Annotated in this window: 23 protein-coding genes; 9 read left to right on the top strand and 14 right to left on the bottom strand. The window is 65.7% G+C overall.

What is annotated here, in order from left to right:
- Window positions 1-57 precede the first annotated feature (57 nt).
- Together B9C43_RS19435 and B9C43_RS56745 are read left to right on the top strand one after the other, a co-directional pair.
- Window positions 58-3,024, top strand: coding sequence for a family 78 glycoside hydrolase catalytic domain (locus B9C43_RS19435; RefSeq protein WP_200825612.1), 2,967 nt, complete (start codon window positions 58-60; stop codon window positions 3,022-3,024).
- 58 nt (window positions 3,025-3,082) lie between these two features.
- Window positions 3,083-3,256, top strand: coding sequence for a hypothetical protein (locus B9C43_RS56745; protein ID WP_160096590.1), 174 nt, complete (start codon window positions 3,083-3,085; stop codon window positions 3,254-3,256).
- Here the strand turns inward: B9C43_RS56745 and B9C43_RS19430 are convergent.
- Entirely contained in the window at window positions 3,253-3,795 is a 543-nt protein-coding gene (locus B9C43_RS19430; protein ID WP_235038725.1) for a maleylpyruvate isomerase mycothiol-dependent enzyme family protein, read from the bottom strand. The genes B9C43_RS56745 and B9C43_RS19430 overlap by 4 nt on opposite strands.
- 191 nt (window positions 3,796-3,986) lie before the next feature.
- On the opposite strand from B9C43_RS19430, the gene B9C43_RS19425 reads away from it, so the two are divergent.
- Window positions 3,987-4,838, top strand: coding sequence for an alpha/beta fold hydrolase (locus tag B9C43_RS19425; protein WP_084428387.1), 852 nt, complete (start codon window positions 3,987-3,989; stop codon window positions 4,836-4,838).
- A 28-nt stretch (window positions 4,839-4,866) separates the two neighbouring features.
- Here B9C43_RS19425 and B9C43_RS19420 read toward each other — a convergent pair whose 3' ends face one another.
- On the bottom strand, window positions 4,867-5,535 hold the full coding sequence (locus B9C43_RS19420; protein ID WP_160096588.1) for a DUF429 domain-containing protein: 669 nt from the start codon (window positions 5,533-5,535) through the stop codon (window positions 4,867-4,869).
- A 238-nt stretch (window positions 5,536-5,773) separates the two neighbouring features.
- Between B9C43_RS19420 and B9C43_RS19415 the strand changes: the two genes are divergently transcribed.
- Genes B9C43_RS19415 through B9C43_RS19405 form a run of 3 tightly spaced genes read left to right on the top strand, consistent with a single transcriptional unit; the run spans window position 5,774 to window position 7,800 of the window.
- Complete coding sequence (locus B9C43_RS19415) at window positions 5,774-6,457, top strand: arsenate reductase/protein-tyrosine-phosphatase family protein (RefSeq protein WP_084428385.1); 684 nt, start codon at window positions 5,774-5,776, stop codon at window positions 6,455-6,457.
- Window positions 6,450-7,097, top strand: coding sequence for an arsenate reductase ArsC (locus tag B9C43_RS19410; protein WP_033389418.1), 648 nt, complete (start codon window positions 6,450-6,452; stop codon window positions 7,095-7,097). The genes B9C43_RS19415 and B9C43_RS19410 overlap by 8 nt, the downstream gene beginning before the upstream one ends.
- Window positions 7,078-7,800: an MIP/aquaporin family protein gene (locus B9C43_RS19405; protein ID WP_084428384.1), complete on the top strand. Its 723-nt coding sequence runs from the start codon at window positions 7,078-7,080 to the stop codon at window positions 7,798-7,800. The genes B9C43_RS19410 and B9C43_RS19405 overlap by 20 nt, the downstream gene beginning before the upstream one ends.
- A 27-nt stretch (window positions 7,801-7,827) precedes the next feature.
- Here B9C43_RS19405 and B9C43_RS19400 read toward each other — a convergent pair whose 3' ends face one another.
- The 12 genes from B9C43_RS19400 to cysD form a co-directional block, all read right to left on the bottom strand.
- The gene (locus tag B9C43_RS19400; RefSeq protein ID WP_143446456.1) at window positions 7,828-9,021 is read right to left on the bottom strand and encodes an FAD-dependent monooxygenase; all 1,194 of its coding nucleotides are present in this window, start codon (window positions 9,019-9,021) and stop codon (window positions 7,828-7,830) included.
- Window positions 9,022-9,123: 102 nt separating this feature from the next.
- On the bottom strand, window positions 9,124-9,561 hold the full coding sequence (locus B9C43_RS19395; protein WP_084428382.1) for a hypothetical protein: 438 nt from the start codon (window positions 9,559-9,561) through the stop codon (window positions 9,124-9,126).
- Window positions 9,562-9,578: 17 nt separating this feature from the next.
- Window positions 9,579-9,959, bottom strand: coding sequence for a VOC family protein (locus B9C43_RS56740; RefSeq protein WP_084428381.1), 381 nt, complete (start codon window positions 9,957-9,959; stop codon window positions 9,579-9,581).
- A gap of 41 nt (window positions 9,960-10,000) precedes the next feature.
- The gene (locus B9C43_RS19385; RefSeq protein WP_033389426.1) at window positions 10,001-10,309 is read right to left on the bottom strand and encodes a hypothetical protein; all 309 of its coding nucleotides are present in this window, start codon (window positions 10,307-10,309) and stop codon (window positions 10,001-10,003) included.
- Window positions 10,310-10,312: 3 nt separating this feature from the next.
- Window positions 10,313-11,410: a flavodoxin-dependent (E)-4-hydroxy-3-methylbut-2-enyl-diphosphate synthase gene (ispG, locus tag B9C43_RS19380; RefSeq protein WP_084428380.1), complete on the bottom strand. Its 1,098-nt coding sequence runs from the start codon at window positions 11,408-11,410 to the stop codon at window positions 10,313-10,315.
- On the bottom strand, window positions 11,407-13,125 hold the full coding sequence (locus tag B9C43_RS19375) for a 1-deoxy-D-xylulose-5-phosphate synthase (RefSeq protein WP_084428379.1): 1,719 nt from the start codon (window positions 13,123-13,125) through the stop codon (window positions 11,407-11,409). The genes ispG and B9C43_RS19375 overlap by 4 nt, the downstream gene beginning before the upstream one ends.
- Entirely contained in the window at window positions 13,122-14,048 is a 927-nt protein-coding gene (gene ispH, locus B9C43_RS19370; protein ID WP_084428378.1) for a 4-hydroxy-3-methylbut-2-enyl diphosphate reductase, read from the bottom strand. The genes B9C43_RS19375 and ispH overlap by 4 nt, the downstream gene beginning before the upstream one ends.
- 59 nt (window positions 14,049-14,107) lie before the next feature.
- Window positions 14,108-15,148, bottom strand: coding sequence for a family 2 encapsulin nanocompartment cargo protein polyprenyl transferase (locus tag B9C43_RS19365; protein WP_084428377.1), 1,041 nt, complete (start codon window positions 15,146-15,148; stop codon window positions 14,108-14,110).
- 4 nt (window positions 15,149-15,152) lie between these two features.
- On the bottom strand, window positions 15,153-16,541 hold the full coding sequence (locus B9C43_RS19360; protein WP_407657106.1) for a family 2B encapsulin nanocompartment shell protein: 1,389 nt from the start codon (window positions 16,539-16,541) through the stop codon (window positions 15,153-15,155).
- 316 nt (window positions 16,542-16,857) lie between these two features.
- Complete coding sequence (locus B9C43_RS19355; protein ID WP_033389429.1) at window positions 16,858-18,273, bottom strand: family 2B encapsulin nanocompartment shell protein; 1,416 nt, start codon at window positions 18,271-18,273, stop codon at window positions 16,858-16,860.
- A gap of 330 nt (window positions 18,274-18,603) precedes the next feature.
- Window positions 18,604-20,436 carry an adenylyl-sulfate kinase gene (cysC, locus tag B9C43_RS19350; protein WP_033389430.1) on the bottom strand — a complete coding sequence of 611 codons (1,833 nt, stop codon included), beginning with the start codon at window positions 20,434-20,436 and terminating at the stop codon, window positions 18,604-18,606.
- Complete coding sequence (gene cysD, locus B9C43_RS19345) at window positions 20,436-21,350, bottom strand: sulfate adenylyltransferase subunit CysD (RefSeq protein ID WP_200825653.1); 915 nt, start codon at window positions 21,348-21,350, stop codon at window positions 20,436-20,438. The genes cysC and cysD overlap by 1 nt, the downstream gene beginning before the upstream one ends.
- Window positions 21,351-21,405: 55 nt before the next feature.
- On the opposite strand from cysD, the gene B9C43_RS19340 reads away from it, so the two are divergent.
- From B9C43_RS19340 to B9C43_RS19330, 3 genes are read left to right on the top strand one after another with little or no spacing between them, the layout of a single operon-like run.
- On the top strand, window positions 21,406-21,873 hold the full coding sequence (locus tag B9C43_RS19340; RefSeq protein ID WP_033389432.1) for a nuclear transport factor 2 family protein: 468 nt from the start codon (window positions 21,406-21,408) through the stop codon (window positions 21,871-21,873).
- A gap of 32 nt (window positions 21,874-21,905) precedes the next feature.
- Window positions 21,906-23,069: a hypothetical protein gene (locus B9C43_RS19335; protein ID WP_084428376.1), complete on the top strand. Its 1,164-nt coding sequence runs from the start codon at window positions 21,906-21,908 to the stop codon at window positions 23,067-23,069.
- A complete protein-coding gene (locus B9C43_RS19330; protein ID WP_033389434.1) occupies window positions 23,069-23,845 on the top strand; it encodes an SDR family oxidoreductase in 777 nt (258 codons plus the stop codon). Before B9C43_RS19335 ends, B9C43_RS19330 begins: the two co-directional genes overlap by 1 nt.
- Window positions 23,846-23,853 lie beyond the last annotated feature (8 nt).

The raw sequence follows: 23,853 nt of genomic DNA, 5'->3' as shown, positions 1-23,853 counted from the left end.
ACGTGGTTGCGCGCGACCCACGCCACGATCCCCTTATCCAACAAGGGGAGGTTAGTGGTGAAACGGGTCAACCGCAGAGTGGTCCTCGGCGGAGTCGCTGCGCTGACAGCGGCTTCGGCGATACCCGCCTGGGGTGATGAAAACAGAGGTGGCGTCCGGCCGATCCGGCTGACCACCGAGCACGTGACCGATCCACTTGGCATTGACAATCCGAATCCACGGTTCGGCTGGCAGCTGTCCGGGCACGGGACCGGGCGCAAGCAGACCGCCTACCGGATCATCGTCGCCGGTGTTTGGGACTCCGGCAAGGTGATGTCGTCCGGCCAGTCCACAGTGTACTCCGGCGGCCCGCTGCGGTCGCGGACGCGTTACCACTGGACGATCCAGGTCTGGGACGAGAACGACCAGCCAGGCCCGGTCAGCGGGCCTGCCTGGTTTGAAACCGCCTTTCTTGAGCCGGAAGAGTGGCAGGCCGAGTGGATCGGCAGCGGGATCTTCGTCCCGCCACCGGTGAAAACGTTGCCGCAGGCGTTGTACTCGGCCGTCGACCTGGAACCAGGCCACACGCTCGGCCAGAGTTTCGAGTCAGAGAGCCAGATGCTGGCAGTGACTGTCCTGTTGGCAGTGACTGAAACGGCCAGCTGCCGGATGACGCTTCGACGTGGTGACACCGTTATCGGCACGAAGGTGTTGTCGGGTCTGGTCGGCGACAGGTACGGCGAGGCACAGGGCCGGTTGGACTTCGACAAACCCGTTGAGCCCGGCTCGTACTACCTGGAACTGAGCGACAGTTCCGGCTCCATCGGGTGGAAAGGACTGCAGGCCAACGCTTATCCGAAGGGTGTGGCGTTCGCCGACGGTACCGAAGTTCCGGGCGAGGACCGGTGGGTGTACAGCATTCCGCCCAACCCGCCCGCGAACCCGCTGCTGCGTCAGGAGTTCGACGTCCAGGCCAAGATCGTTTCGGCGCGGCTCTACGTGTCTGGCTTTGGGCAAGCGCTTGTGTGGGTCAATGGCCGGCGGATTGCCGGGACGCCGGTGGGTACCGACTACGACAAGCGAATCTTGTACACCACGCATGACGTGACCTCGCTTGTCCGGCAGGGCAAGAACGCCATTGGCCTGGCGATGGGCCGTGGCATGTTCGCGACTCGTGGCCTGGATACCGACGCCAGCAACCTCGCGCGCTGGATCGCCGAGCCGCAAGCCAAGGTGCAAGTGGAGATCAACGGACGTATCGTGGTCTCAAGCGGACCATCGTGGCAGCTCACCGAGGGCCCGACGGTCTACGATGCCGTGCTCGCAGGCGAAACCTATGACGCCCGGCGTGCTCTTGAGGGGTGGGCACTGCCGGGGTTTGACGCCACGGGATGGCGCCCGGCGAGGGTCGTCCCGAGTCCGGGCGGCAGGATGACCGCGTACACCGCAGAACCTGTGGTGGACATGGATCCTGTCCGCCCGGTCAAGGTGAGCGTGCCCGCTCCCGGCATCCGGCTGTACGACTTCGGTGCGATGCTCGCCGGACACGTCCGGATCCGGGCGCGGCTGCCGCGAGGCGTGGCCGTGAAACTCGTGCACAGCGAGAAGCTGGACGCGCGTGGGCACGTGAATGTCGGCATCCCCGGCGGGAACGAGAACACGTCGGTGGATGGCCGGTACATGCAGGACGAGTACATTTCGGACGGTTCCGGTGAGTTCACGTGGGAGCCTTCGTTCACGTACAAGACGTTCCGCTATGTCGAGCTCAGCGGAACCGCGATCGAGGTCGACGTGGTCGCGGTGCCCGAGGCGAGCGCGGTCTCTTCCACAATGGACATCAAACTGGATCACCCTGAGCTGCAGTGGATCGCGGACGCCGGCAAGCGAACGACTCGCAACATCCTGCGCGGCCATCCCGACGTCGGGCGCTACGGCTGGACGAGCGCTACCTATCGGGCGGTGCAACCGATGCTGTACCAGTACGGCATGGCCGCGCTGTTCGAGAATTGGCTGGAGGACATCCGGGTCAGCCAAGGTGCCGATGGCGAGATTCCGCTGATCACGCCTTCAGGTGCGCTGAGCGGCGGCAGGTTGCTGACGCCTTCGTCGACCGGTGTGTATCCGTATCTTGTGCACCGCCATTGGCTGACGTATGGCGACAAAACCGTTCTCTCGAAACACTTCGAGGGCGTCCGGAAGTACGTCACCTGGCTGCTGGGCAAGCTGCGCGACGGCATCGCCGACGACACTTTCGGTGACTGGTATCCGCCCAAGGGCACGCCGATGGCACCGGAAGGCGGCACACTCGTCGGTACGGCGTATGTGATCGAGACGCTGCGGTCCGCGATCGCGATTGCCTCTGAGCTGGGGCGCATGGAACAGGCCCGGACTTGGCAGGCTCGTGCGGACGAGATTTCTCGCCAGTTCAACGCCGCTTTCCTGCGCTCAGGGGAGTACCGGACGGCTATCCAGAGTTCCTATCGGCAGACCGGCAACGCTGTCGCGCTGGCTTTCGGGCTCGTACCGCCCGCGGTTCGCGCGCAGGTCGTCCAGGGCCTGGTCGATGACGTGGAACGCAAGGGCAGGCACCTCGACACAGGTGCCCTGGGCACTGGTGCTTTGCCGTTCGCCTTGTCCGACAACGGAAGGCCTGACCTGGCTTACGCGGTTCTGACTCAGGACACGTACCCGTCGTTCGGATACTTGCGTTCGCTGGGGGCGACGACGTTCTGGGAGTCGTGGGAGAAGGAGTCCCGTGGCCACCAGGACCCGACCCTCAGCCTGGTCGTGAACTGGCTGGTCGAGCGGGCCGTCGGGGTCTCGCTGCTGGAGCCCGGGTGGGCGCGATTCCGGGTTGTCCCAGGTCGCGTCGGGTCTCGGGTGGTGCTCGACACCGTGCGCGGGCGTATTTCGGTCTCGTGGCGTGCCGGCGCGGGTGAGATCGAGGTCCCGGTGAACTCCGAGGCCGAGGTTATCCTGCCGTCGGGTGCGAAACAGGTGCTTGGTTCGGGCAGGCACCTCGTCCGGATGGATGAGCGTCGCTGAACAGTTTTAGCCAGAAGCATGAGCCGCGGCGGCCGTGATCTGCCTACCGTCGAGACTCATGCACAAGTTCATGACTGTTCGTGGTTTCGGGACGCCCGGCTGGGCCAAGGTGAGCAGGTCAATGCCACGCACGCTCGCTCATGCCGAGATGCGGACGTGCGTGGCACCGACGAGCGAACTTGACGCCACTTCCAAGGAGCGCATCGAGGGCGTACCCGTTGATTTCCGTTAGAAGCCGGGGAAAACGCGACGCAGGTCGTCGAGCGTGATGTTGCCGTCGATGGTGACGCCGTTGTCGTACGGGGCCTTGAGACGGCCGCTGATCAGCCGGACAAACGCTTCCGGCGGCCCGTTGAACGTCGCGGAAGGTGACTCGACATGGTCAACCACGGTGACCGCGTCGTCGATCACCAGACCGGCGCCTGGGACCGCGACGGACACCGGGTCGGTGAGCTCGGCCGGCTTCGCGAGGAAATTCAGCATGAAGGCCACGGGCCCGGTCAGGAGGTCGACGAGTACCGCGGCCGAATCGGCGTCCACTTCGGCGTGCGCGTCGAATGCCACGCGCACGTCCCAGGAATGGTTGGCCACCTCGTTGAGCCGCATGCCCAGGGCGGTCACCAGCGGGACCGGCTCCGGCAGGAACCCGAGGTCGACGGTCAGCGACGAGCGCTGCTCGGGGGTGAGCGCCTCGACCGTGTCGAGCCAGCGGCTGTCGTATTCCAGACTGGTCGTCGGTAAGGGTGCGCACGAGACCGGCAAGCACGTCATGCTCAGAGCGAAGTGCAGTGATCGTGCGGTCTACGAGTTGGCTCATGCCACGCCCAATTCCCGAACGGACGCATCTGTTCCCCCGATCAATGCCTCCACGGGCCGCCCCTGCCCAGGCCGCATCCCCGGCCAGGGCTGGTGAACACACGGTTGGCGGTAGCCTCTCGGTGGGCCTGGATGGGAGGGCTGCCATGGATGTCTCGACGACCCGCAATGGCGATGTCGAGATCGCTTACCGGACGACGGGTGAGGGTGAGCGTCCGCTGTTGCTCATTCAGGGGGGCAGCGCTCCGATGGAAGCCTGGCCGGACGGGTTCTGCACGGAGTTGGCACGACGCGGGTTCCGGCTCGCGCTGTTCGACAACCGGGATTCGGGGCGGTCCTCGCGCGTCCCCCGCGCCTACACACTCGCCGATATGGCCGCGGATGCTTGTGCGGTGCTCGACGCGCTGGCCTGGCCGGCGGCTCATCTGGTGGGCGTCTCCCTCGGTGGCATGATCGCGCAGGTCATGGCGGTACGCCAGCAGCCGCGTGTGCTGAGCCTGACCTCGCTTTCCTCGGCACCGAATCCCTCCCTGTGGTGGAACCGGCGCACGCCCAGGCTCGTGCTCCGCATGCTCGCGTTGGGGTTGCGCGTTCGGGGAACAGGGCCACAGGCCGAGGCCGAGCGTTTGATCGGGATGATGCGGATCATCGGTTCCACCGGCTACCCGCATGACGAGGACTGGCTCCGCGAGATGGCCAGCCGCACCTACGAGCACCGCACGGATCCGGCAGCGGCGCGCAGACAGAGGGAGGCCTCCCGGGCCACCGGCGACCGCCGTGCCGAACTGTCTCGGATACGGGTGCCCAGTGTGGTGCTGACCGGACAAGCCGATCCCGTGCAACCGATCCGAGCGGGCAGGGCCACCGCCACAGCCATCCCCGGTGCGCGCTTCGTCAGCTACCCGGGGATGGGCCACGACCTTCCGCGCGAACTGTGGTCCACCATCGCCGACGAAATCGACGCGATAGCCAAACAGCGTGGGACCGGCGACCAGTGAACCACCCGGACTGTCCGCCATCGGGTCGTTAACTCCAGATAGCGCAAGGTAGGCCGTCGGTGAATACCTGGGGTGGATCGGGCAAGGATCGTGCCTGGCCGCGCGCGACGCGTTGTGCTGTCCACGCGCAGATGGCGGCGTCGAGGACGTCGTCCACGGCGGCTTTCCGGCCGGCGTCGCCAAGATCGCTGTCCAGCGGGATTCCGGCGTCAGTGAGCAGTCGCCGCCGCAGGTGGGCGCCGGCCCATGTGTGCTTGCGTGCGGTGAGTGGCGCACCGGCCAGAAGCGCGAAGCTGACCTCGGGATGGGCTTCCACGACGTGACATGGGCGCTGGCGGATCCATCGATCCACTTGCCGAAGCTTGTGCAACAAGCCGAATGCTTGAATGGAGATGCCTTCGCCAGTCAGTTGGCGATTGCGCTCGCTGGCCGTGAGGTGATCGGTAGCGTCGAGAACGGCGCGGACGGGTGTCATGAACACCGAGGACCGCAATGAGCCAATTTGTTGCCGGGCAAGGATGTCTGCTTCCCGCTGGTCGCGGTCGGGCAACCCGATGGGCATGTCGATGGCAATCACCGCAAGCGGTCCGTCGGCCAAGGCGACCAATTCTTCGATTGTGGCTGCGACATGGCTATCGACCTGTCCTGCGGCCACAGTGATACCTACCCACCCGGCCTTGCACGCGTCGACGCCCATCACGCGATCGTGGTTCATGCCGTCATCCTCGCCGAAATCACTCCTGCCTGCGGCTCGTCCGGGCCACGGAGAGAGGACGGCATGTGCCCGGCGCTGTACGCCCTCGCGATCGGTTCCCCCGACAGCCTGAGGATGCGAACGCAACTGCAAGGTCAGCGGCTAGCCGACGGTCAGGTTCATGTGCAGGACAGCAATGGCCGGGTTGACTCGGGCGATTAACTCAGCAATCATTGACTCAATGAACGTTGAGTGGCCTTCGGCGCTGGTCGACCGGGCGCGGCAGCACGCCGCGCTCGGCGAACCGGCTCGGTTGGCGATCGTGGACCTGCTGTCGCTGGGCGACGCGTCGCCCAGCGAGCTGGGGCGGGCATTGGGCTTGCCGAGCAATCTGCTGGCCCATCATGTGAAGTCGTTGGAACAAGCCGGAATCGTGGAGCGATCCCGGTCCGAAGGTGACCATCGCCGGACCTACCTCCGGTTGCGTGTGCTGCACGACCTGTCCCCGAGGGGCGCCCGGGACGCGTCACGAGTGGTCTTCGTGTGCACGGGAAATTCCGCGCGTTCGCAACTCGCGGCCGCGTTGTGGAAACGACGTAGTCAGGTCCCCGCCACGTCAGCGGGGACGGTCCCGGCCAGGCGCGTGCATCCGCTTGCCGTGGCCACTGCGCGGCAGCATGGGTTGTCGCTGGCCCGTGCTCGCACAGCGCATGTCCGAGACGTACTCCAGCCTGACGACCTGGTGGTTGCTGTGTGCGACAACGCGCACGAAGAACTCGCCGAGGGGGAACGACTGCACTGGTCGGTCCCCGATCCGGTCAAGGCAGGCAGCGACGACGCTTTCGAACGCGCTTTCGTTGACTTGGCCGAGCGCGTCGAGCGGCTCGCGCCCGCGGTACATCCCTTGGGAGACAAGGATGACTGAGACCCACGACCTGAGCATCGACCAACGCCTTGCCCTGCGCTCCGCGGCAACCCGCTTGCGCGAGCAATTCGACGGCGTGTTCGGCCAGGAAACCATCGAACTGTTCCTGCACTCCAGCTACGACCAGTTCGCCTCGCGCAGCACGATCCCGAACTTCCTGCCCTTGCTGGCCGAACGGTTCGCCCGGCAACGCCTGCAAGCACTGGCCAAAGTGGAAGGACATATCCAGGACGGCAAGCCGGTCGTGCTGTTCCTGTGCGTGCACAACGCCGGGCGTAGCCAGATGGCACTCGGGTTCTTCCAGTACCTGGCCGGAGACGGCGCGGTTGCGTGGTCCGGCGGTTCGGAGCCTGGTTACGAGATCAACCCGTCCGCGGTCGCGGCCATGGCCGAACGCGGGATCGACATCTCCAAGGAGTTCCCGAAGCCGTGGACCACGGAGATCGTCCAGGCCGCCGACGTGGTGATCACGATGGGCTGCGGCGACGCATGCCCGGTGTTCCCGGGCAAGCGCTACCTCGACTGGCAGCTCGACGACCCGGCAGGCAAGGGTGTTGAGGACGTTCGCCCGGTGCGTGACGAGATCGAACGCCGTATCCGTGACCTGCTTGAGGAGTTGAATGTCCCCGCGCTCCACTGAGCCGCTCGCACGCCCGGTCCTCGCCGAGTTCCTGGGCAGCATGTTGCTCGCCGCGGTCGTGATCGGCTCAGGGATCGCCGCGCAACGCCTGTCCCCGGACGACGTCGGGTTGCAGTTGCTGGAGAACGCCGCCGCGACTGCGGCTGGGCTGTACGCGTTGATCCTGATCTTCGGGCCGGTCAGCGGCGCACACTTCAACCCAGTGGTGACGCTGGCCGATGTCCTGCTGGGCGGTTCGTCCTGGCGCCGATTCCTGGCCTACGCCCCGGCGCAAGTGGCCGGTTGCGTCACGGGTGCGGTCGTGGCCAACGTGCTGTTCTCCGCCGACCCGGTCAGCATCAGCACGACTGAACGGGCGACCTTCGCCCACGGCGTCTCCGAGGTCGTCGCGACCGCTGGCCTGCTGCTGGTGATCTTCTCGCTCGTCCGCACCGGCCGCGCCGATCGGGCACCCGCCGCAGTGGGTGCGTACATCGGCGCGGCGTACTTCTTCACCAGTTCGACGAGCTTCGCCAACCCCGCTATCAGCGTCGGCCGGATCTTCAGCGACACCTTCGCCGGCATCGCCCCCTCTTCGGTCCCGCTCTTCGTCCTCACTCAGTTGATCGGAGCCGGAGTGGCGATCGGCGTGGTGAGCTTGCTTTATCCGTCAACCGATCGCCAGCGTGACCAGCTGCGGGCCGACGTCACAACAGCCGCCTGAGGTTGTCGCGGGGCCGGCGATCGAATGTCATTGGGCTGCGCGGACGGCGAAGTCGGCGCGGTATTCGTGGATCCAGCCGATTCGTCTCGGCAAGTCCGCCAGGTCGTGGTCGCGTCGCGGCACGGTTGCGCCGGTGAGTTTGATCAGCTTGCCGGCCATCCGCGAGTAATGCTGCACCCGTCGCGTGCGTTGTTTGCGCAGCCGCTCGTAGATGTCGAACGCGCGCTGGTAGGCGTCCGGCCCGGCTTCGGCCAGCAAGTGGGCCAAGGTGTAGGCACTTTCGATGGCTTGGCCTGCTCCCTGGCCCTGGTGCGGCAGCGGTGCATGCGCGGCATCGCCGGCCAGTACCACGCGGCCACGGCTCCATCGGCGCAGGCCTGGCAACTCCTGCAACGCCCAGAAATGCATGTCACCCTCGATACCGCGGATGAGTTCGAGCATGCTGTCTGTCCATCCGGCACGGGAGAAGATCGCGAGCGCTTCAGCGCGAGTGGCAGGCACACGGTTGGTTGATCGTGTCCATGCCGGGATCTCGTCGGGTACAGACACGGCCAGCAGGTTGATCAGCCGCCCGTCGTCCACGCCATAGGTGATGGCATGGGTTCTGGGACCGCACCACACCTGTAGCGACGTCGGGTTGGGCAGACTCGGTGACGCGCCTACCGGGATCACTCCACGGAACCCGATCTCACCGGAACAGACCGGTGACACCGCCCCAGCAACGTAGCGGCGGACCACCGAACGCATGCCGTCGACGCCGACCACGGCCTTGGCCACCACATCCGGCGCGTTGGCGAACCGCAGGCGTACCCCACCGTCTTCCGCGACGAGTTCGGTCACTTGGTGGTCCAGGTGGACGTGCTCCTTCGGCACCTGCTCGGTGAGCATTCGCTGCAGCGTGCCCCGATGCATGGTGACCATCGGCGCCCCCATGCGGTCCTCATACCAGCGTCCCAACTCGTGCGAGGAGATCAAGCCGCCGTCGTTCCAGCGGCGGAATTCCAGGTAAGGGGGAATGTTCCCGGCGTTTGCCAGCTCAACACCCAGTTCCCGCAACAGCCGGGTTCCGTTGGCCGCGATCGCGACGCCAGCCCCGATCTCGCGCAATTCGGAGGTCTGCTCGAACACCGCCACCGAAACAGACCGGCGCAGCAGACCGATCGCCAGGGTCAACCCACCCCGCCCGCCCCCGATGACCGCGATATCCACATCTGTGTGCATGTCACGCACCCCCGCCCCGGAGCCTACTCGTCAACGCAGCCCAGGACGGCAAGACAAGTCAGCTACCTCGCTGCGTTGCACTAGAGAACGCGCCGCCCAGTCCTAAGTCCGCTCGAACGTGAGGCCGTAGTCCTTCCGCCACGTCTCGCCCTGGTCCTCGGAGGCCTCCCACCGGCCGACGATCCGGTCGTTTTCGACCTCGGCGATGAAGCGTTGGTGCATGTCCGGGTCTTCACGGGACATGGTCCAGTGCCCACCGGCGAAGGTCATGGCGTAGAAGCGGCATACGCCGCGATCGTCTTGGTAGAGCGCGACGTATGTGTTGTTCGGGTCGCTGCGTCCGATGACGAAGCTCATCTCGGAGTGGTGCGCGCGTTCGCCGAGTTTCGTTCGCATGAACAGCAGCGACTCGCCGAGCCACTCGATGGTGGTTGTTCCTGGCACTTCGAGGCCCGGCGGGTCGAGGAACCAGGCGTTCGACAACGTCGTTGCCCACGTGCCGACGAGGCCGCCGAGCTTCTCGAGTTCTGCGTTGCGCATCGGTTCCTCCGAGTGGTTCAGGTGGCTGCGCGCTCCGCCGTGCTGCGCTCGACGCAGAACTCGTTGCCCTCGGGATCCGCCATCACGACCCAGCCGGTGCCGTCCGGGCGACGGAAGTCTTCCAGCAGCTTGGCGCCGAGTCCTTGCAGCCGGTCTACTTCCTCGTCCCGGGTCGTGTCGGGCTGCAGGCAGATGTGCATTCGATTGCGCAGCGGCGTCTTGGCTTCCGGCACCTGCTGGAAGAACATGTTCATCCCGCCGCCGAGGTCGATCGCCACTTCGGGGTCACCCGGTTTGTCGACCTCGTCGATCGGCCTGTCGTAGACCTTGGCCCAGAACTCGGCGAGGCCGTACGCGTCCAGCGCGTTCAGTGACACGTTGTGGATCCTGGATGCCATCACGTCATCCAACTGCAGGCCCGCGCACGCCGCAAAGCGAATTACCAGCCAGGCAGGTCGTCGACGGGTTTCGCGTTCGCTTCGTGCCGTGCGATCGTGCCTTCCAATGCCGTGGTCAGGTCCACGCCGGTCTGATCGGCCAGGTTGATCACCGTGAACGCCAGGTCCGCCAGCCGCTGCTCCCAGCCTTCCGTCGGCCGGAACGGCCTGCGCCCGTTCGCGGTCGCGGCAAGCACTTCATCGGACAACCGCCCGATTTCCGACAGCAGTGTCAGTGTCAGGCTGGGCGCGTTCGCGTGCAGGCCGAGTTTGTCAGCGACCTGGGCGACCTTCTGCTGGACTTCTCGCACGGCTCAGACATTAGTGCTCCAATCGCGATTCAGCGCCTCCTCGAGCAGGGTTTCCACGATCTTGCTCTCCGGCACGGTCCGAACCACTTGTCCCCGAACGAAAATCTGTCCCTTCCCGTTTCCGGACGACACGCCGAGGTCGGCTTCGCGCGCCTCGCCCGGTCCGTTCACCACGCAGCCCATCACGGCCACCCGTAGCGGCACCGGGAAACCGTCGAACGCGGCCGTGACCTCCTCGGCCAGCTTGTAGACGTCCACCTGGGCCCGCCCGCACGACGGGCACGAGACGATCTCCAGCCTGCGCGGCCGGAGCCCCAAGGACTCCAGGATCTGCGCGCCCACCTTGACTTCCTCGACCGGTGGCGCGGACAACGAGACCCGGATGGTGTCGCCTATCCCTTCGGCGAGCAGCACACCGAAGGCCACCGACGACTTGATCGTGCCCTGGAAGCGTGGCCCGGCTTCGGTCACCCCGAGGTGCAGCGGGTAGTCGCAGCGCGCGGCCAGTTTGCGGTACGCCTCGATCATCACCAGCGGATCGTGGTGCTTCACCGAGATCTTGATGTCCCGGAACCCGTGTTCTTCGAACAACGAACACTCCCACAGCGCGGACTCGACCAACGCGTCCGGCGTGGCCTTGCCGTACTTCTCAAGCAAACGTTTGTCCAACGACCCCGCGTTGACCCCGATCCGGATCGGGACACCGGCGGACGAGGCAGCAAGGGAAATCTCCCGCACCTTGTCGTCGAACTGCCTGATGTTGCCGGGATTGACCCGCACGGCGGCACACCCCGCCTCGATCGCGGCGAACACGTACTTCGGCTGGAAGTGGATGTCCGCGACCACCGGGATCGGCGACTTGCGAGCGATCGCCGGCAGTGCGTCGGCGTCATCCTGTGAGGGCACGGCCACCCGGATGATCTGGCAGCCCGCCGCGGTCAACTCCGCGATCTGCTGCAACGTCGAGTCCACATCGGACGTCACGGTCGTCGTCATCGACTGCACGCTCACTGGCGCGTTCCCGCCCACCGGAACGTCGCCGACGAGCACTTGACGGGACTTCCGGCGCAGCGTCGGCGGGCCGAGTTGAACGAGGGTCAAGACAGTGCCTCCAGGCGTTTGAGCACGGTGGTGGTGATTCCGGCCGCGTCGAGGCCGTGCGCGCGCAGGATCTCCGAGCGGGATGCGTGTGGCAGGAACCGTGGCGGCAGCGCGAAGGTCGCCGCGCACGTGTCCGAACCGTTGGCCGCCAGCGCTTGCGCGATCCGTCCGCCCAAAGCTCCTGGTGTCGTGGTGTCTTCGACCGCGACCACAAGCCGGTGTGCCCCGGCGAGCTTCAGCAGGCACGGGTCGATCGGCGCGATCCAGCGGGGATCGACCACGATCACCGGCACGCCCTGGGCACGCAGTTCATCCGCGGCCTGAAGACAAGCCGACGCCAACGGGCCAACCGCGACCAACAAGACATCGGCACCTGGGCATTCCAGCAGCACGTCACAGTGCCCGGTCCGGCGCACAGCCGGGATGTCGTCGCTCGCGGTGGCCTTGGGGTAGCGCACGACGGTCGGTCCGTCGTTGACGTCGACCGCTTCTCTGAGCAGTTCCCGCAGCCTCGCTGGGTCCCGTGGGCTGGCAAGCCGGAGACCAGGAACGACAGGCAGAATCGACGAGTCCCACATACCGTGGTGGCTCGGCCCGTCCGGCCCGGTGATCCCGGCTCGGTCGAGCACGAACGTGACCGGTTGCCGGTGCAGTGCCACGTCCATCAGCAACTGGTCGACCGCGCGGTTCAGGAACGTCGAGTAGATCGCCACCACCGGGTGCATCCCGGCCATGGCCAGGCCCGCGGCCGAGGTCACGGCGTGCTGCTCGGCGATCCCGACGTCGAACATCCGGTCAGGGAAACGCGAAGCGAAGCCGGCCAAGCCGGCCGGTTCGGCCATGGCCGCGGTGATGCACACGATGTCCTCGCGCTCCGCGCCGATCGCCGTGATCTCCTCGGCGAACACCGAGGTCCACGATCGTTTCTTGGCCGCACCAACGGGTCCGACCGCGTGCAGGCGGTCTGCTTCGTCCTCTTCGGCCGGTGCGTACCCTTTTCCCTTACGCGTCAGGCAATGCACCACCACCGGTCTGTTCAACCGGACTGCCTTGCGCAAAGCGTGCTCCAGGTCGGTGATGTCGTGCCCGTCCACCGGGCCGATGTACGCCAACCCCAAGTCCTCGAAGATGTTGCGGTCGCCCTCGTAGCGCAGCACGGCTAGATGACTAGCTATCCCGCCGATAGTAGGCGCGTACGACCGTCCGTTGTCGTTCAACACGATGACAACTGGACGGTCCGGCGCGGAGCCGATGTTGTTCAACGCCTCCCACGCCATCCCGCCGGTCAACGCGCCGTCGCCGATCACCGCGACCACTCGGCGCGTCGATTGCTGCAACGCGAAGGCCTTGGCCCATCCGTCCGCATAGGACAGCGCGGTGGACGCGTGCGAGTTCTCGATCACGTCGTGTTCGGACTCGGACCGGGACGGATACCCGGACAGGCCACCGGCTTGGCGCAGCGAGTCGAAATCGGACTCGCGGCCGGTCAGGATCTTGTGCACGTAGGCCTGATGCCCGGTGTCGAACAGCAGGACGTCGTGCGGCGAATGGAAAACCCGGTGCAGGGCGATGGTCAGCTCGACCGCGCCGAGGTTGGGACCGAGGTGCCCGCCGGTCCTGGACACCTTGCGAATCAGGAAGTCACGGATGTCATTGGCCACAGTGGCCAGTTCGGAAGTGGACTTGGCCGCCAGATCGGCGGGACCCGAGATCATGACGACCGCCTCGCCGCGGGCGGCAGGGTGAACTGGATGGTCTCGGTGACCGTTTCCCGGTTCTCCACGCTGATCGGGTTCAACGCGGCGACCACCTCGTCGACCAGTCCCGGTGGTGCGGAAGCGCCTGCGGTGATCCCGATGACACGCACACCCTCCAGCCATCTCGCCTTGATGTCGCTGACATCGTCGATCAAGTACGCAGGCGTGCCATGGCGTTGCGCCAATTCGACCAGTCGCACCGAGTTGGACGAATTCGTCGACCCGACTACCAGGACCAGGTCCGCCTCGTCGGCGATCGCGTGCAACGCGTTCTGCCGATTGGTTGTGGCGTAACAAATGTCGTCCGAAGCCGGGCCGCGCAGGTCCGGAAACCGAGCCCGGAGGGCCGACACCACCTCCGCGGCCTCGTCGACCGCCAACGTCGTCTGCATCAGGTACGAGACCCTCGACGGATCGGGAATGTCCAGGCTCGCAACATCTTCCGCGGTCTGCACCAGTACGGTCCGGTCTGGTGCCTCGCCGAGCGTGCCTTCCACCTCCTCGTGCCCGGCGTGTCCGACTAGCACCACCGTGTCGCCTCGGCCGGCGAAGCGACGGGCCTCTGTGTGTACCTTCGTGACCAGCGGACAGGTCGCGTCGATCACGTCAAGCCGTCGCCGTTCGGCTTCCTCACGCACGGCGGGGGAGACCCCGTGTGCCGAGAAGACCACGGTCGCGCCGTCCGGAACGGCGTCGAGTTCGTCGACGAACACCGCACCGCGTGTGGCCAGATCGGCGACGACATGCTTGTTGTGCACGATCTGCTTACGCACGTAGACAGGTGGTTTTCGGTGCCGCAGCACCTCTTCGACGATCTCGATCGCGCGTTCCACCCCGGCGCAGAACGACCGTGGCGACGCGAGCAACACCTTGACCTGCATGGCGGCCCCTCTTATCTGCTCGTGAGTCTCCAGTCCGGTTAGAAACCCCACGAGGGAACTCAGTGGTCGCGATGGGTGACCAGGCAGGCCAGCCCGGCCAGTTCGGCGGCGGCACCGGCCACTGGGTCCGCCGACCGCAGCCGGTGGATAGCACGGGCCAGCCGGTCGTCGGCCTGTGCCTGGCACCACGCCTGGCCACCGGCCGCGTCGATCAGCGCGGCGGCGCGTTCGACGTCAACGCCCGACAACGGCCGGTCGGCGTGGTACAGCTCGTGTAGTTCCTGTGCCGCAGTAGTTTTCGATCTCAACGCGGCCACTACAGGCAGCGATTTCTTGCGGTTGTGCAGATCCGAGTACACCGGCTTGCCGGTCACCGCCGGGTCACCCCAGATCCCGAGCAGGTCGTCGACCAACTGGAACGCCAGGCCGAGTTCCGCGCCGAAGGCACGCATGTGCTCGACCTGCGCGCTGCGGGCGCCGCCGAACAACGCTCCGATGGCACACGCCGCGCTGATCAGCGCCCCGGTCTTGCCCCGAGCCATCACCTCGCACTCGGCCAGTTCGATGTCCTGGCGGTCCTCGAACGCCACATCGAGACTCTGGCCCTCCACAAGGGACTGGACGGCGGCGCTGAGGATCCGCATGCCCTCCCGGGAATCGGGATGCCCGCTCGCCGCGAGGACGTCGAAGGCGAGCGTCAGCAGGGAATCACCGGCCAGAATCGCCGCACTGCGGCCGAAAACACTCCACGCCGTCGGCCGGTGCCTGCGCGTGACGTCACCGTCGATCACGTCGTCGTGCAGCAAGGAGAAGTTGTGCACCAGCTCGATCGCGACGGCGGCAGGCACGGCGGCCGACGCCACACCGCCGACCGCCTCGGCCGCCAGCAGCGTCAACGTCGGCCGTAATGCCTTGCCGCCAGAGGTTTCCGTCGGCGTGCCGGTCTCGTCCCACCACCCGTAGTGGTAACCGGCGATATGCCGCATCGAACCGGGCAGGGTGCCGACCGCGGCACGGGTCGCCGGGTCGACCATGTCCCTGCTCCATGCCAGCACCTCACCCGGTTGACGGCTTTCGGTCGTCACCTCACGAAGTGTCATGACATCAACGCCCGAGCTCAACGCTCTCGAGGATGCCGAGCGCGTCCGGCACCATCACCGCGACCGAGTAGTAGGCACTGACCAGGTACGACATGATGGCTTTCTCGTTGACGCCCATGAACCGCACGTTCAGGCCGGGTTCGAGCTCGTCCGGCAGGCCGGCGTGGTGCAGGCCGATCACGCCCTGGTTCTTCTCGCCGGTCCGCATCGCGATGATCGAGGTCCGGCCGGTCTCGCTGACCGGGATCTTGTCGCACGGCAGCAGCGGGATGTTGCGCCAGGTGCGGACGATCTTGCCGTCGAGTTCCTTGGTGTTCGGGTAGATCCCCCTGCTGTTGCACTCCCGGCCGAACGCGGCGATCGCCTTCGGGTGGGCGAGGATGAACTGGGTCTTGCGCCTGCGTGAGATCAGCTCGTCCATGTCGTCCGGGGTCGGCGGCCCGGTCCGGGTGGGGATGCGCTGCTTGAGGTCCGCGTTGTGCAGCAGCCCGATCTGCCGGTTGTTGATCATCTCGTACTCTTGGCGTTCACGCAGCGCCTCGACGGTCAGCCGGAGCTGTTGCTCGGTCTGGTTCATCGGCTGGTTGTACAGATCCGCGACCCTGGTGTGGATCCGCAGGACCGTCTGCGTGACGCTCAGCTCGTACTCACGCGGCGAGAGTTCGTAGTCCACAAAGGTGGCCGGTAGCAGCGCTTCGCCTTCGTGGCCGGAGGACAGCTCGATCTCTGCCTCGCCCTTGGCGTTGCTCCGCTTGCCGCGCAACGAGACGAAGTACTCCAGGTGCGCCCGCAGCTTGTCGGACTGCTCGGTGATCCGGTCGAAGTCCTGACGGGACAACGACAACGTGATGCACGGGGTCTTCGCCTTGATCGAGAAGCTCCACTCGTCGCGCAGGCCGGTCAGCGCCTGCTCGCCGAAGTACTCGCCTTCACCGATCGTGTCGAGCACGGTGTCCGCGCCGTACTCACCTTGGCCGATCTTGTCCGCCTTGCCGTGTGCCATCAGCACGAGCCGGTCGGCGTGACCTCCTCTCTGGATGATCAGGTCTCCCGGTTCGAACTCCTGCTGCTCGAACCGGCCGGCCAGTGCGGCCAGCGTCTCGTCGTCGTCCAGATCGTGCAGCAGAGCCAGTTCACGCAGTTCCGGCGGCACCACCTGGACACGGCCCGCACTGCTGGTGAAGCTGACCAACCCGTCGCCGATGGCGTACGTGAGCCGCCGGTTCACGCGGTACGTGCCGCCTTCGGCCTGTACCCATGGCAGGACGCGCAACAACCACCGCGGCGTGATCCCCTGCATCTGCGGTACGGACTTGGTCGTCGTCGCCAGATTTCGCGCCGCGGCGGTGCCGAGGCTCATCTGCTGCGACTGGGGGTTCTCGACCTGTGTCACGTGTTCGACCGCCTGTTCCTAGTTGATCAGATGAGAGTGCGGATCTGCCGGGGATTCGACGCTGGCCGATGCCGAACCATGTCGATGGCCCTTCTTCAGGGAGGGCCGCACATCGGCCAGCGCCCGCTCGACCACCTTGACTCGCCCCTGGCCGATGAGGGCACCACGCCCTTTGTTCTTTGTTCTCTGTTCTTCCCCGTCCGCTGGGAGCGCCGACGGCCGAACGGGAAAGTCAGGCGTGGCAACGGCCAAGGTCTGGTGGCCGAGGGGATAGGTGGGGGACTGACGGCTGCGATCGGCTCAGGCCGATCGGCCACTAGTCAGTTCTGCCCAGTTCTACGTTCTCCAGCACACCGAGGGCGTCCGGCACCAGGACCGCCGCCGAGTAGTAGGCGCTGACCAGGTAGGAGATGATCGCCTTCTCGTTGATGTTCATGAACCGCACCGACAGGCCGGGCTGGTACTCGTCCGGCAGGCCGGTCTGGTGCAGGCCGATCACACCCTGGTTCTGCTCACCGACCCGCATCGCGATCATCTGCGTGGTCCTCGTGTTGGACACCGGAATCTTGTTGCACGGCAACACGGGGATGCCACGCCACGACGGAACCTGGTGGCCGTTGAGGTCGATGCTCTGCGGGTAGAGGCCCCGCTTGTTGCACTCCTGGCCGAACGCGGCGATCGCGCGCGGGTGGGCCAGGATGAACATCGGGTCCTTCCACACCGTCGCCAGCAGTTCGTCCATGTCGTCCGGGGTCGGCGGGCCGCTGCGGGTCGGGATGCGCTGTTTGAGGTCGGCGTTGCAGAGCAGGCCGAAGTCGCGGTTGTTGATCAGCTCGTGTTCCTGGCGTTCGCGCAGCGCCTCGATGGTCAGCCGGAGCTGTTGCTCCGTCTGGTTCATCGGCTGGTTGTACAGGTCGGCGACCCTGGTGTGCACGCGCAGGACTGTTTGCGCGACGCTCAACTCGTATTCCCGCGGCGAGAGTTCGTAGTCCACGAACGTGCTCGGCAGGTCCGGTTCACCGTCGTGGCCGGATGCCAGTTCGATCTCGGCTTCACCGTACGGGTTTGCCGGTTTTTTCGGGCTGTTGCGGTAAGCGTTGACGTGCTCGCGCAACGCCTCGGATTGATCTTGCAATTCCTGAAATGCCTGTTTCGGCAATGCGAGAATCGTCGTCGGGGTGACAGCCTTGGCGGTGAACTCCCAGATGCTTTGATCTTGGATGAGCGCCTGGTCGCCGAAATAGTCGCCGTCGACCATCGTGCCGAGCACGGTTTGGTCACCGTACTCACCGGTGCCGATCTTGTTCACCTTGCCGTGCGCGACCACGTAGACGTAGTCGGCCTCGTGACCGAATTCGGCGATCACGGCGCCGGGCTCGTACTCCTGCTGCTCGAACCGGCCTGCCAAGGCGTTGAGCGCGTCCTCGTCCTCGAAAGTGCGCAGCAGAGCCATTTCCACCAGGTCCGGGCCGACAACCTGGACCCTGGACCCGGTGTTGGAGACGGCGATCCGGCCGTCACCGACGGTGTAGCTCAGCCTTCGGTTGACCCGGTACACGCCACCTTGGGCCTGCACCCACGGCAGGACCCGCAGCAGCCAGCGCGAGGTGATGCTCTGCATCTGCGGGACGGATTTGGTGGTCGTCGCCAAATTCCGCGCGGCCGCGGTGGCCAGGCTCTGCTGTTGCTGGCCGTTCTCTACGCCAAGATTCGACTCCACCGTGTCGGTCACAACGTGCCGCCATTCTTCCTAGTCGGGTTCATGGGAAATAGACATGGGGAATTGGCTTGAGACAAAGGTGGAACACCCTTTCGTGTCCCAGCTGAATGATCCAGTTCGGACGGTGCCAAGACGGAGGCTAGCACCACGTTTTGAACGTGCGCAGTCACCCAAAAGGCTTGCCCGACCTGTGGAAAACAATCATGGGACGATTCACGCTTTTTGCGGCTGACACGCCAATAAATGAACCGAAAGTGCTTCGGTGCGAAACACCGTTCACTCGCGAGTAGCAAGACGCTGCGACGAACGTGTGTAGGCAGCGGGCGATGCGACGGGCCGCCGCTAGTCCATCCGGGTCAGTGTGACCTGATCCATTGAGGCGAGGATCAATGCGGCCATCCTCGCGGGATCGCCTTGCTCCGGTCGCAGTACCAGTTCGGGTGCCACTGGTACCTCGTACGGGTCGTCCACCCCGGTGAACCCGGTGATCTCGCCCGCCCTGGCCTTGGCGTACATCCCCTTGGGATCGCGGGCCTCGCACACCTCGACAGGAGTGTCCACAAAGACTTCCACAAAAGGCAAGCCCGCTTGCTCGTGCATGGCCCTGACCCGGTCCCGATCAGCCTGATACGGGCTGATCAGCGAGACCACCGCGACCACGCCCGCGTCGGCGAACAGCTTCGCCACTTCGCCGGCCCTGCGGACGTTCTCCGCGCGGTCGGCCGCACCGAACCCGAGGTCGGCGTTCAGGCCGTGGCGCAGGTTGTCGCCGTCCAGAAGGTAAGCCGGGCGTCCCGAAGCCACAAGCCGTCGCTCCAGCTCCACGGCTACGGTCGACTTCCCGGACGCCGACAGCCCGGTCAGCCACACGGTGCAGCCCACGGAGCCGCGTTCGGTGCGCTGGACCGCGGTGGAATGCCAGACCACCGCCTGGCTCGGCCCGGTGATCATTCCGGCCGCGACCGTGTTGTTGGACGTCTCGTCGACCAGGATGAAACTGCCGCAGGCCCGGTTGCGGCGATACGCGTCGAACAGCAGCGGTTGCTGGGTGCGCAGCTTGACCCGGCCGATCTCGTTGAGCGACAAGGACTCTGCTGTGTCGTCGCGGTGCAGTGTGGTGATGTCCAGCCGGTAGTCCAGCGACTTGACCACGGCCTTGGTCGACCGGGTGGTGTTGACGACCGTGTACCTCGCGTCCGGGGTCAGGTCAGTGCGTTCGGTCAGCCAGCAAACGATCGCGTCGACGTCCTGGCCGACGTGCGGCCGGTTGTTCGGGCGGCAGATCAGGTCACCGCGGCCGACGTCCAGCTCGTCGGCCAGCTCCAGCGTGACCGACTGCGGTGGAAAGGCCTCGGCGACCGGTTGCCCACCGAGGCCCCAGATCGCCTGCACGGTCGTGGTGAATCCGGACGGCAGCACGAGTACCTCGTCGCCCGGCTTGAACACACCGCCGGCGACCGTTCCGGCGTAACCACGGAAGTCCTTGTGGCGGATGACGTACTGCACCGGGAACCGGGCGTCGATCAGGTTGCGGTCCGAGCTGATGTGTACTTCTTCGAGGTGGTGCAGCAGGGAAGTGCCTTCGTACCAAGGCATCGATGCACTGCGGTGAACGATGTTGTCGCCGTGGAGTGCCGACACCGGTACGAACGTCAGGTCGGGCACGGTCAGCTTCATGGAGAACTGGCGGAACTCCTCACGGATCTCTTCGAAGCGTTCCCGGGACCAGCCGACCAGGTCCATCTTGTTCACGCACACGACGAGGTGGGGGATGCCCAGCAGGCTGGCCAGGAACGCGTGCCTGCGTGACTGCTCCAGAATCCCTTTGCGGGCGTCCACAAGGATCAGTGCGAGGTCCGCTGTGGACGCCCCGGTGACCATGTTGCGGGTGTACTGGATGTGCCCAGGCGTGTCCGCGATGATGAATTTCCGTTTGGGTGTGGCGAAATAGCGGTACGCCACATCGATCGTGATGCCTTGTTCCCGCTCCGCGCGCAGCCCGTCGGTCAGCAGCGCCAGGTTCGGGTAGTCCTCGCCGCGGTCGCGGCTGCTGCGTTCGATCGCCGCGAGCTGATCCTCGAAGATGGTCTTGGAGTCGAACAGCAGCCTGCCGATCAAAGTGGACTTGCCGTCGTCGACGCTGCCCGCGGTGGCAAGACGGAGAAGCTGGTTCATCAGAAGTAGCCCTCCTTCTTGCGGTCCTCCATGCCTGCCTCGGAGATCCGGTCGTCCGCCCGGGTCGCGCCGCGCTCGGTCACGCGGGTCGCGGCGACTTCGGCGACGACCTCTTCCGGTGTGGCGGCAGTGGATTCGACGCAGCCGGTGCAGGTCGCGTCGCCGACTGTGCGGAACCGCACGGACGCCTCAAAGGGTTCTTCGCCCGGCAGGAGCGTCACGAACCTGGTATGCGCCAGGAGCATGCCGTCGCGTTGGAACACTTGTCGCCGATGTGCGTAGTAGATCTCCGGGAGCTCGATGCGTTCGTCCCGGATGTACTGCCAGATGTCCAATTCGGTCCAGTTGGACAACGGGAACACCCGGATGTGTTCGCCGCGGCGATGCCGTCCGTTGTAGAGGTTCCAAAGCTCGGGTCGCTGGTTGCGGGGATCCCATTGGCCGAACTCGTCACGGAAGCTGAACACGCGCTCCTTGGCCCGTGCCTTCTCTTCGTCCCGGCGGGCTCCGCCGAACACCGCGTCGAACCGGTTTTCGTTGATGGCTCGGAGCAAAGCCGTGGTCTGCAAGCGGTTCCGGCTCGCTCTAGGCCCGGTCTCTTCGACGACGCGGCCCGCGTCGATGTCGTCCTGGACGTGGCTGACCACGAGCCGGACGCCCGTCGATTCGACTGTGCGGTCCCGGAACTCGATGACCTCGTCGAAGTTGTGCCCGGTGTCCACGTGCATCACCGGAAAGGGCGGTGGCGCGGGCCAGAACGCCTTGGCCGCAAGGTGCAGCATCACCACCGAGTCCTTGCCGCCGGAGAACAGCAGCACCGGGCGCTCGAACGTCGCCGCGACCTCGCGCAGCACGTGCGCCGACTCGGCCTCGAGCGCGCGCAGATTGGACAGCTCGTACGTGGTGGCCACGATCAAAAACTAGAACAGGTTATTGCACTGGTCAATGCTCAGGGGTTAGCTGGTCGGCATGGACGACTTGCATGTGATCGAAGAGATCCGCCGGCTGAAGTACCGATATCTGCGCGGCGTCGACCAGAAACGCTGGGACTTGCTGGAGGACGCGCTGACCGAGGACGCGGTCGCCGACTACGGGACCAAGGCGATGGGAGAGCCGCTCGTGCTCACCGGACGGGCCGCGATCCTGGACTTCATGCGGCAGAACCTCGGCGGCGACAAGATCATCACGTTCCACTTCGCCGGCCAGCCGGAGATCGACGTCGACGGCGACTCGGCCACCGGGACCTGGGCGTTCGAGGACACCGTGATCGTCAAGGAGCACCGCCTCGTGATCAAGGGCGCCGCCTACTACGAAGAGCAGTACGTCCGGTCGCCCGAGCACGGCTGGCGGATCAAGCACATCGCCTACAACCGGCTCTACGAGGCGATGGTGTCCTGGGACGATCTGCCGAGCCTGAAGTTCCTGGCCGGTGTTTGACCGGATGTTAGAACACGTTCTAGCCTAGGTCGGTGCTCACCGAGTCATTCGCCGCCGCGGTCGCCGAAGCCGAGAAGCTGATCACGCAGGCGCCGCATGTCCAGACCGATCAGGACCTGACCGAGGGCTACGACTACCTGGCAGGCAGCATCCGGGCCTCGTTGCAGATGGCGTGGGCGTACGACCGTGACTTCCCGTACTTCGTCCAGTCCACCGGGCCGTACACCAAGATGGGCCTGGACAACCCGGACACGCTGTACTTCCACGCCTACATCCGCGAGGACGCCGAGTACGTCGTGACCGGCAAGCGCGGCAGCACCGCTGACCTGAGCTTCCAGGTGCTCAACGGTGACTACTCGCCGGTGGACGTGCCGGACAGCCTGACCGCGTTCGACGACCGCGAGTTCGACATCGCCGAGGACGGCTCGTTCGAGATCCGCTTCGGGCCGGGCAAAGCCGGGCGCAACTACTTCACCCTCGGCGACGGCTCGGCGATGCTGATCGTGCGTGAGGTCTACAGCGACTGGACCGGCGAAGAACGCGGGATGATCAAGATCCGCCGCACGGACACCACCGGTTCGGCACCGCCTGCTCCGACGAAGGACTTGATGGCCAAGCGGTACACCGTGGCAGGCAAGATCCTCATCGGACGGATCAAGACGTTCCTGGCGTTCCCGAAGTGGTTCTACTTGAAGCTGCCGGTGAACACGATGACCGAGCCGCGGCTGACGCCTGGCGGACTGGCCACCCAGTTCTCCTCGGTCGGGCACTACGACCTCGCCGACGAAGAGGCGATGATCATCACGGTGCCCGCGTCCGAGGCGCCGTACCAGGGATTTCAGCTCGGCAGCATGTGGTACATCTCGCTGGACTACATCAACCACCAGACCAGCCTGACCGCGGACCAGGCCCGGATCGACCCGGACGGCAAGATCAGGTACGTGGTCAGCGAACGCGATCCGGGGCTGGTGAACTGGATCGAACGCACCGGCCATGCCAAGGGATATCTGCAGATCCGGTGGCAGCGGCTGTCGCGTGACCTCAAACCCTCGGACGGACCTGCCGTGGAAGTCGTTCCGGTCAGTGAACTCGCCCGGAAACTCCCGTTCCACGAAGACGCACGCATCACCCCAGCTGAGTACAAGGACCGGATTGCCGCGCGTCAGGCGGCCGTAGCGACCAGGATGGTGGGCTGATGTTGTTGCAGGACAAGGTCGTCGTGGTCTCCGGGATCGGGCCGGGACTCGGCCGGTCGATCGCGTTGCGGTGCGCCCGGCAAGGTGCGGACATCGTGCTGGCGGCGCGCACCGAGTCCCGGTTGACCGAAGTGGCCAAGGAGGTCACCGATCTCGGCCGGCGTGCGGTGACCGTGACGACGGACATCTCGTCCGAGGACGACGCGGCTCGCCTGGCCGAGACCGCACTGGAGTCCTTCGGCCGGGTGGACACGTTGGTGAACAACGCCTTCGCCATGCCGCCGATGACCACTTTCGACCGTGCCCCGTTCGAAGGGATCCGCGACGGCTTCGAGACCAACGTGCTCGGCGCGTTGCGGCTGGTGAACCTGTTCCGTCCGGCGCTGGAGGCCAGCCGCGGCTCCATCGTGATGGTCAGCTCGATGGTGATCCGGCACTCGCAGCTGACGATGGGGCCGTACAAGATGACCAAGTCCGCCTTGCTGGCGATGGCGCAGAGCCTTTCCACGGAGCTGGGCCCCAAGGGCGTGCGGGTCAACACGATCGCGCCCGGTTACATCTGGGCGGACAACGTGAAGTTCTACTTCGACTACCTGGCCAAGCAACGCGGCATCACGCCACAAGAGGTCTACGACGAGGTGGCGGCCAACATCGACCTGCGCAAACTGCCGGAGCCCGACGAGGTCGCGGACACCATCGTGTTCCTGGCTTCGTCTTTGGCCAGCGCGGTCACCGGCCAGTGCCTTGACGTGAACGGCGGCGAGTACCACCACTAGGAGTCAAC

The sequence above is a fragment of the Kibdelosporangium aridum genome (assembly GCF_900176515.1).
GTDB lineage: Bacteria > Actinomycetota > Actinomycetes > Mycobacteriales > Pseudonocardiaceae > Kibdelosporangium > Kibdelosporangium aridum.
Note: the sequence above shows the minus strand (reverse complement) of the source record. Positions and strands in the feature narration are given on the sequence as shown.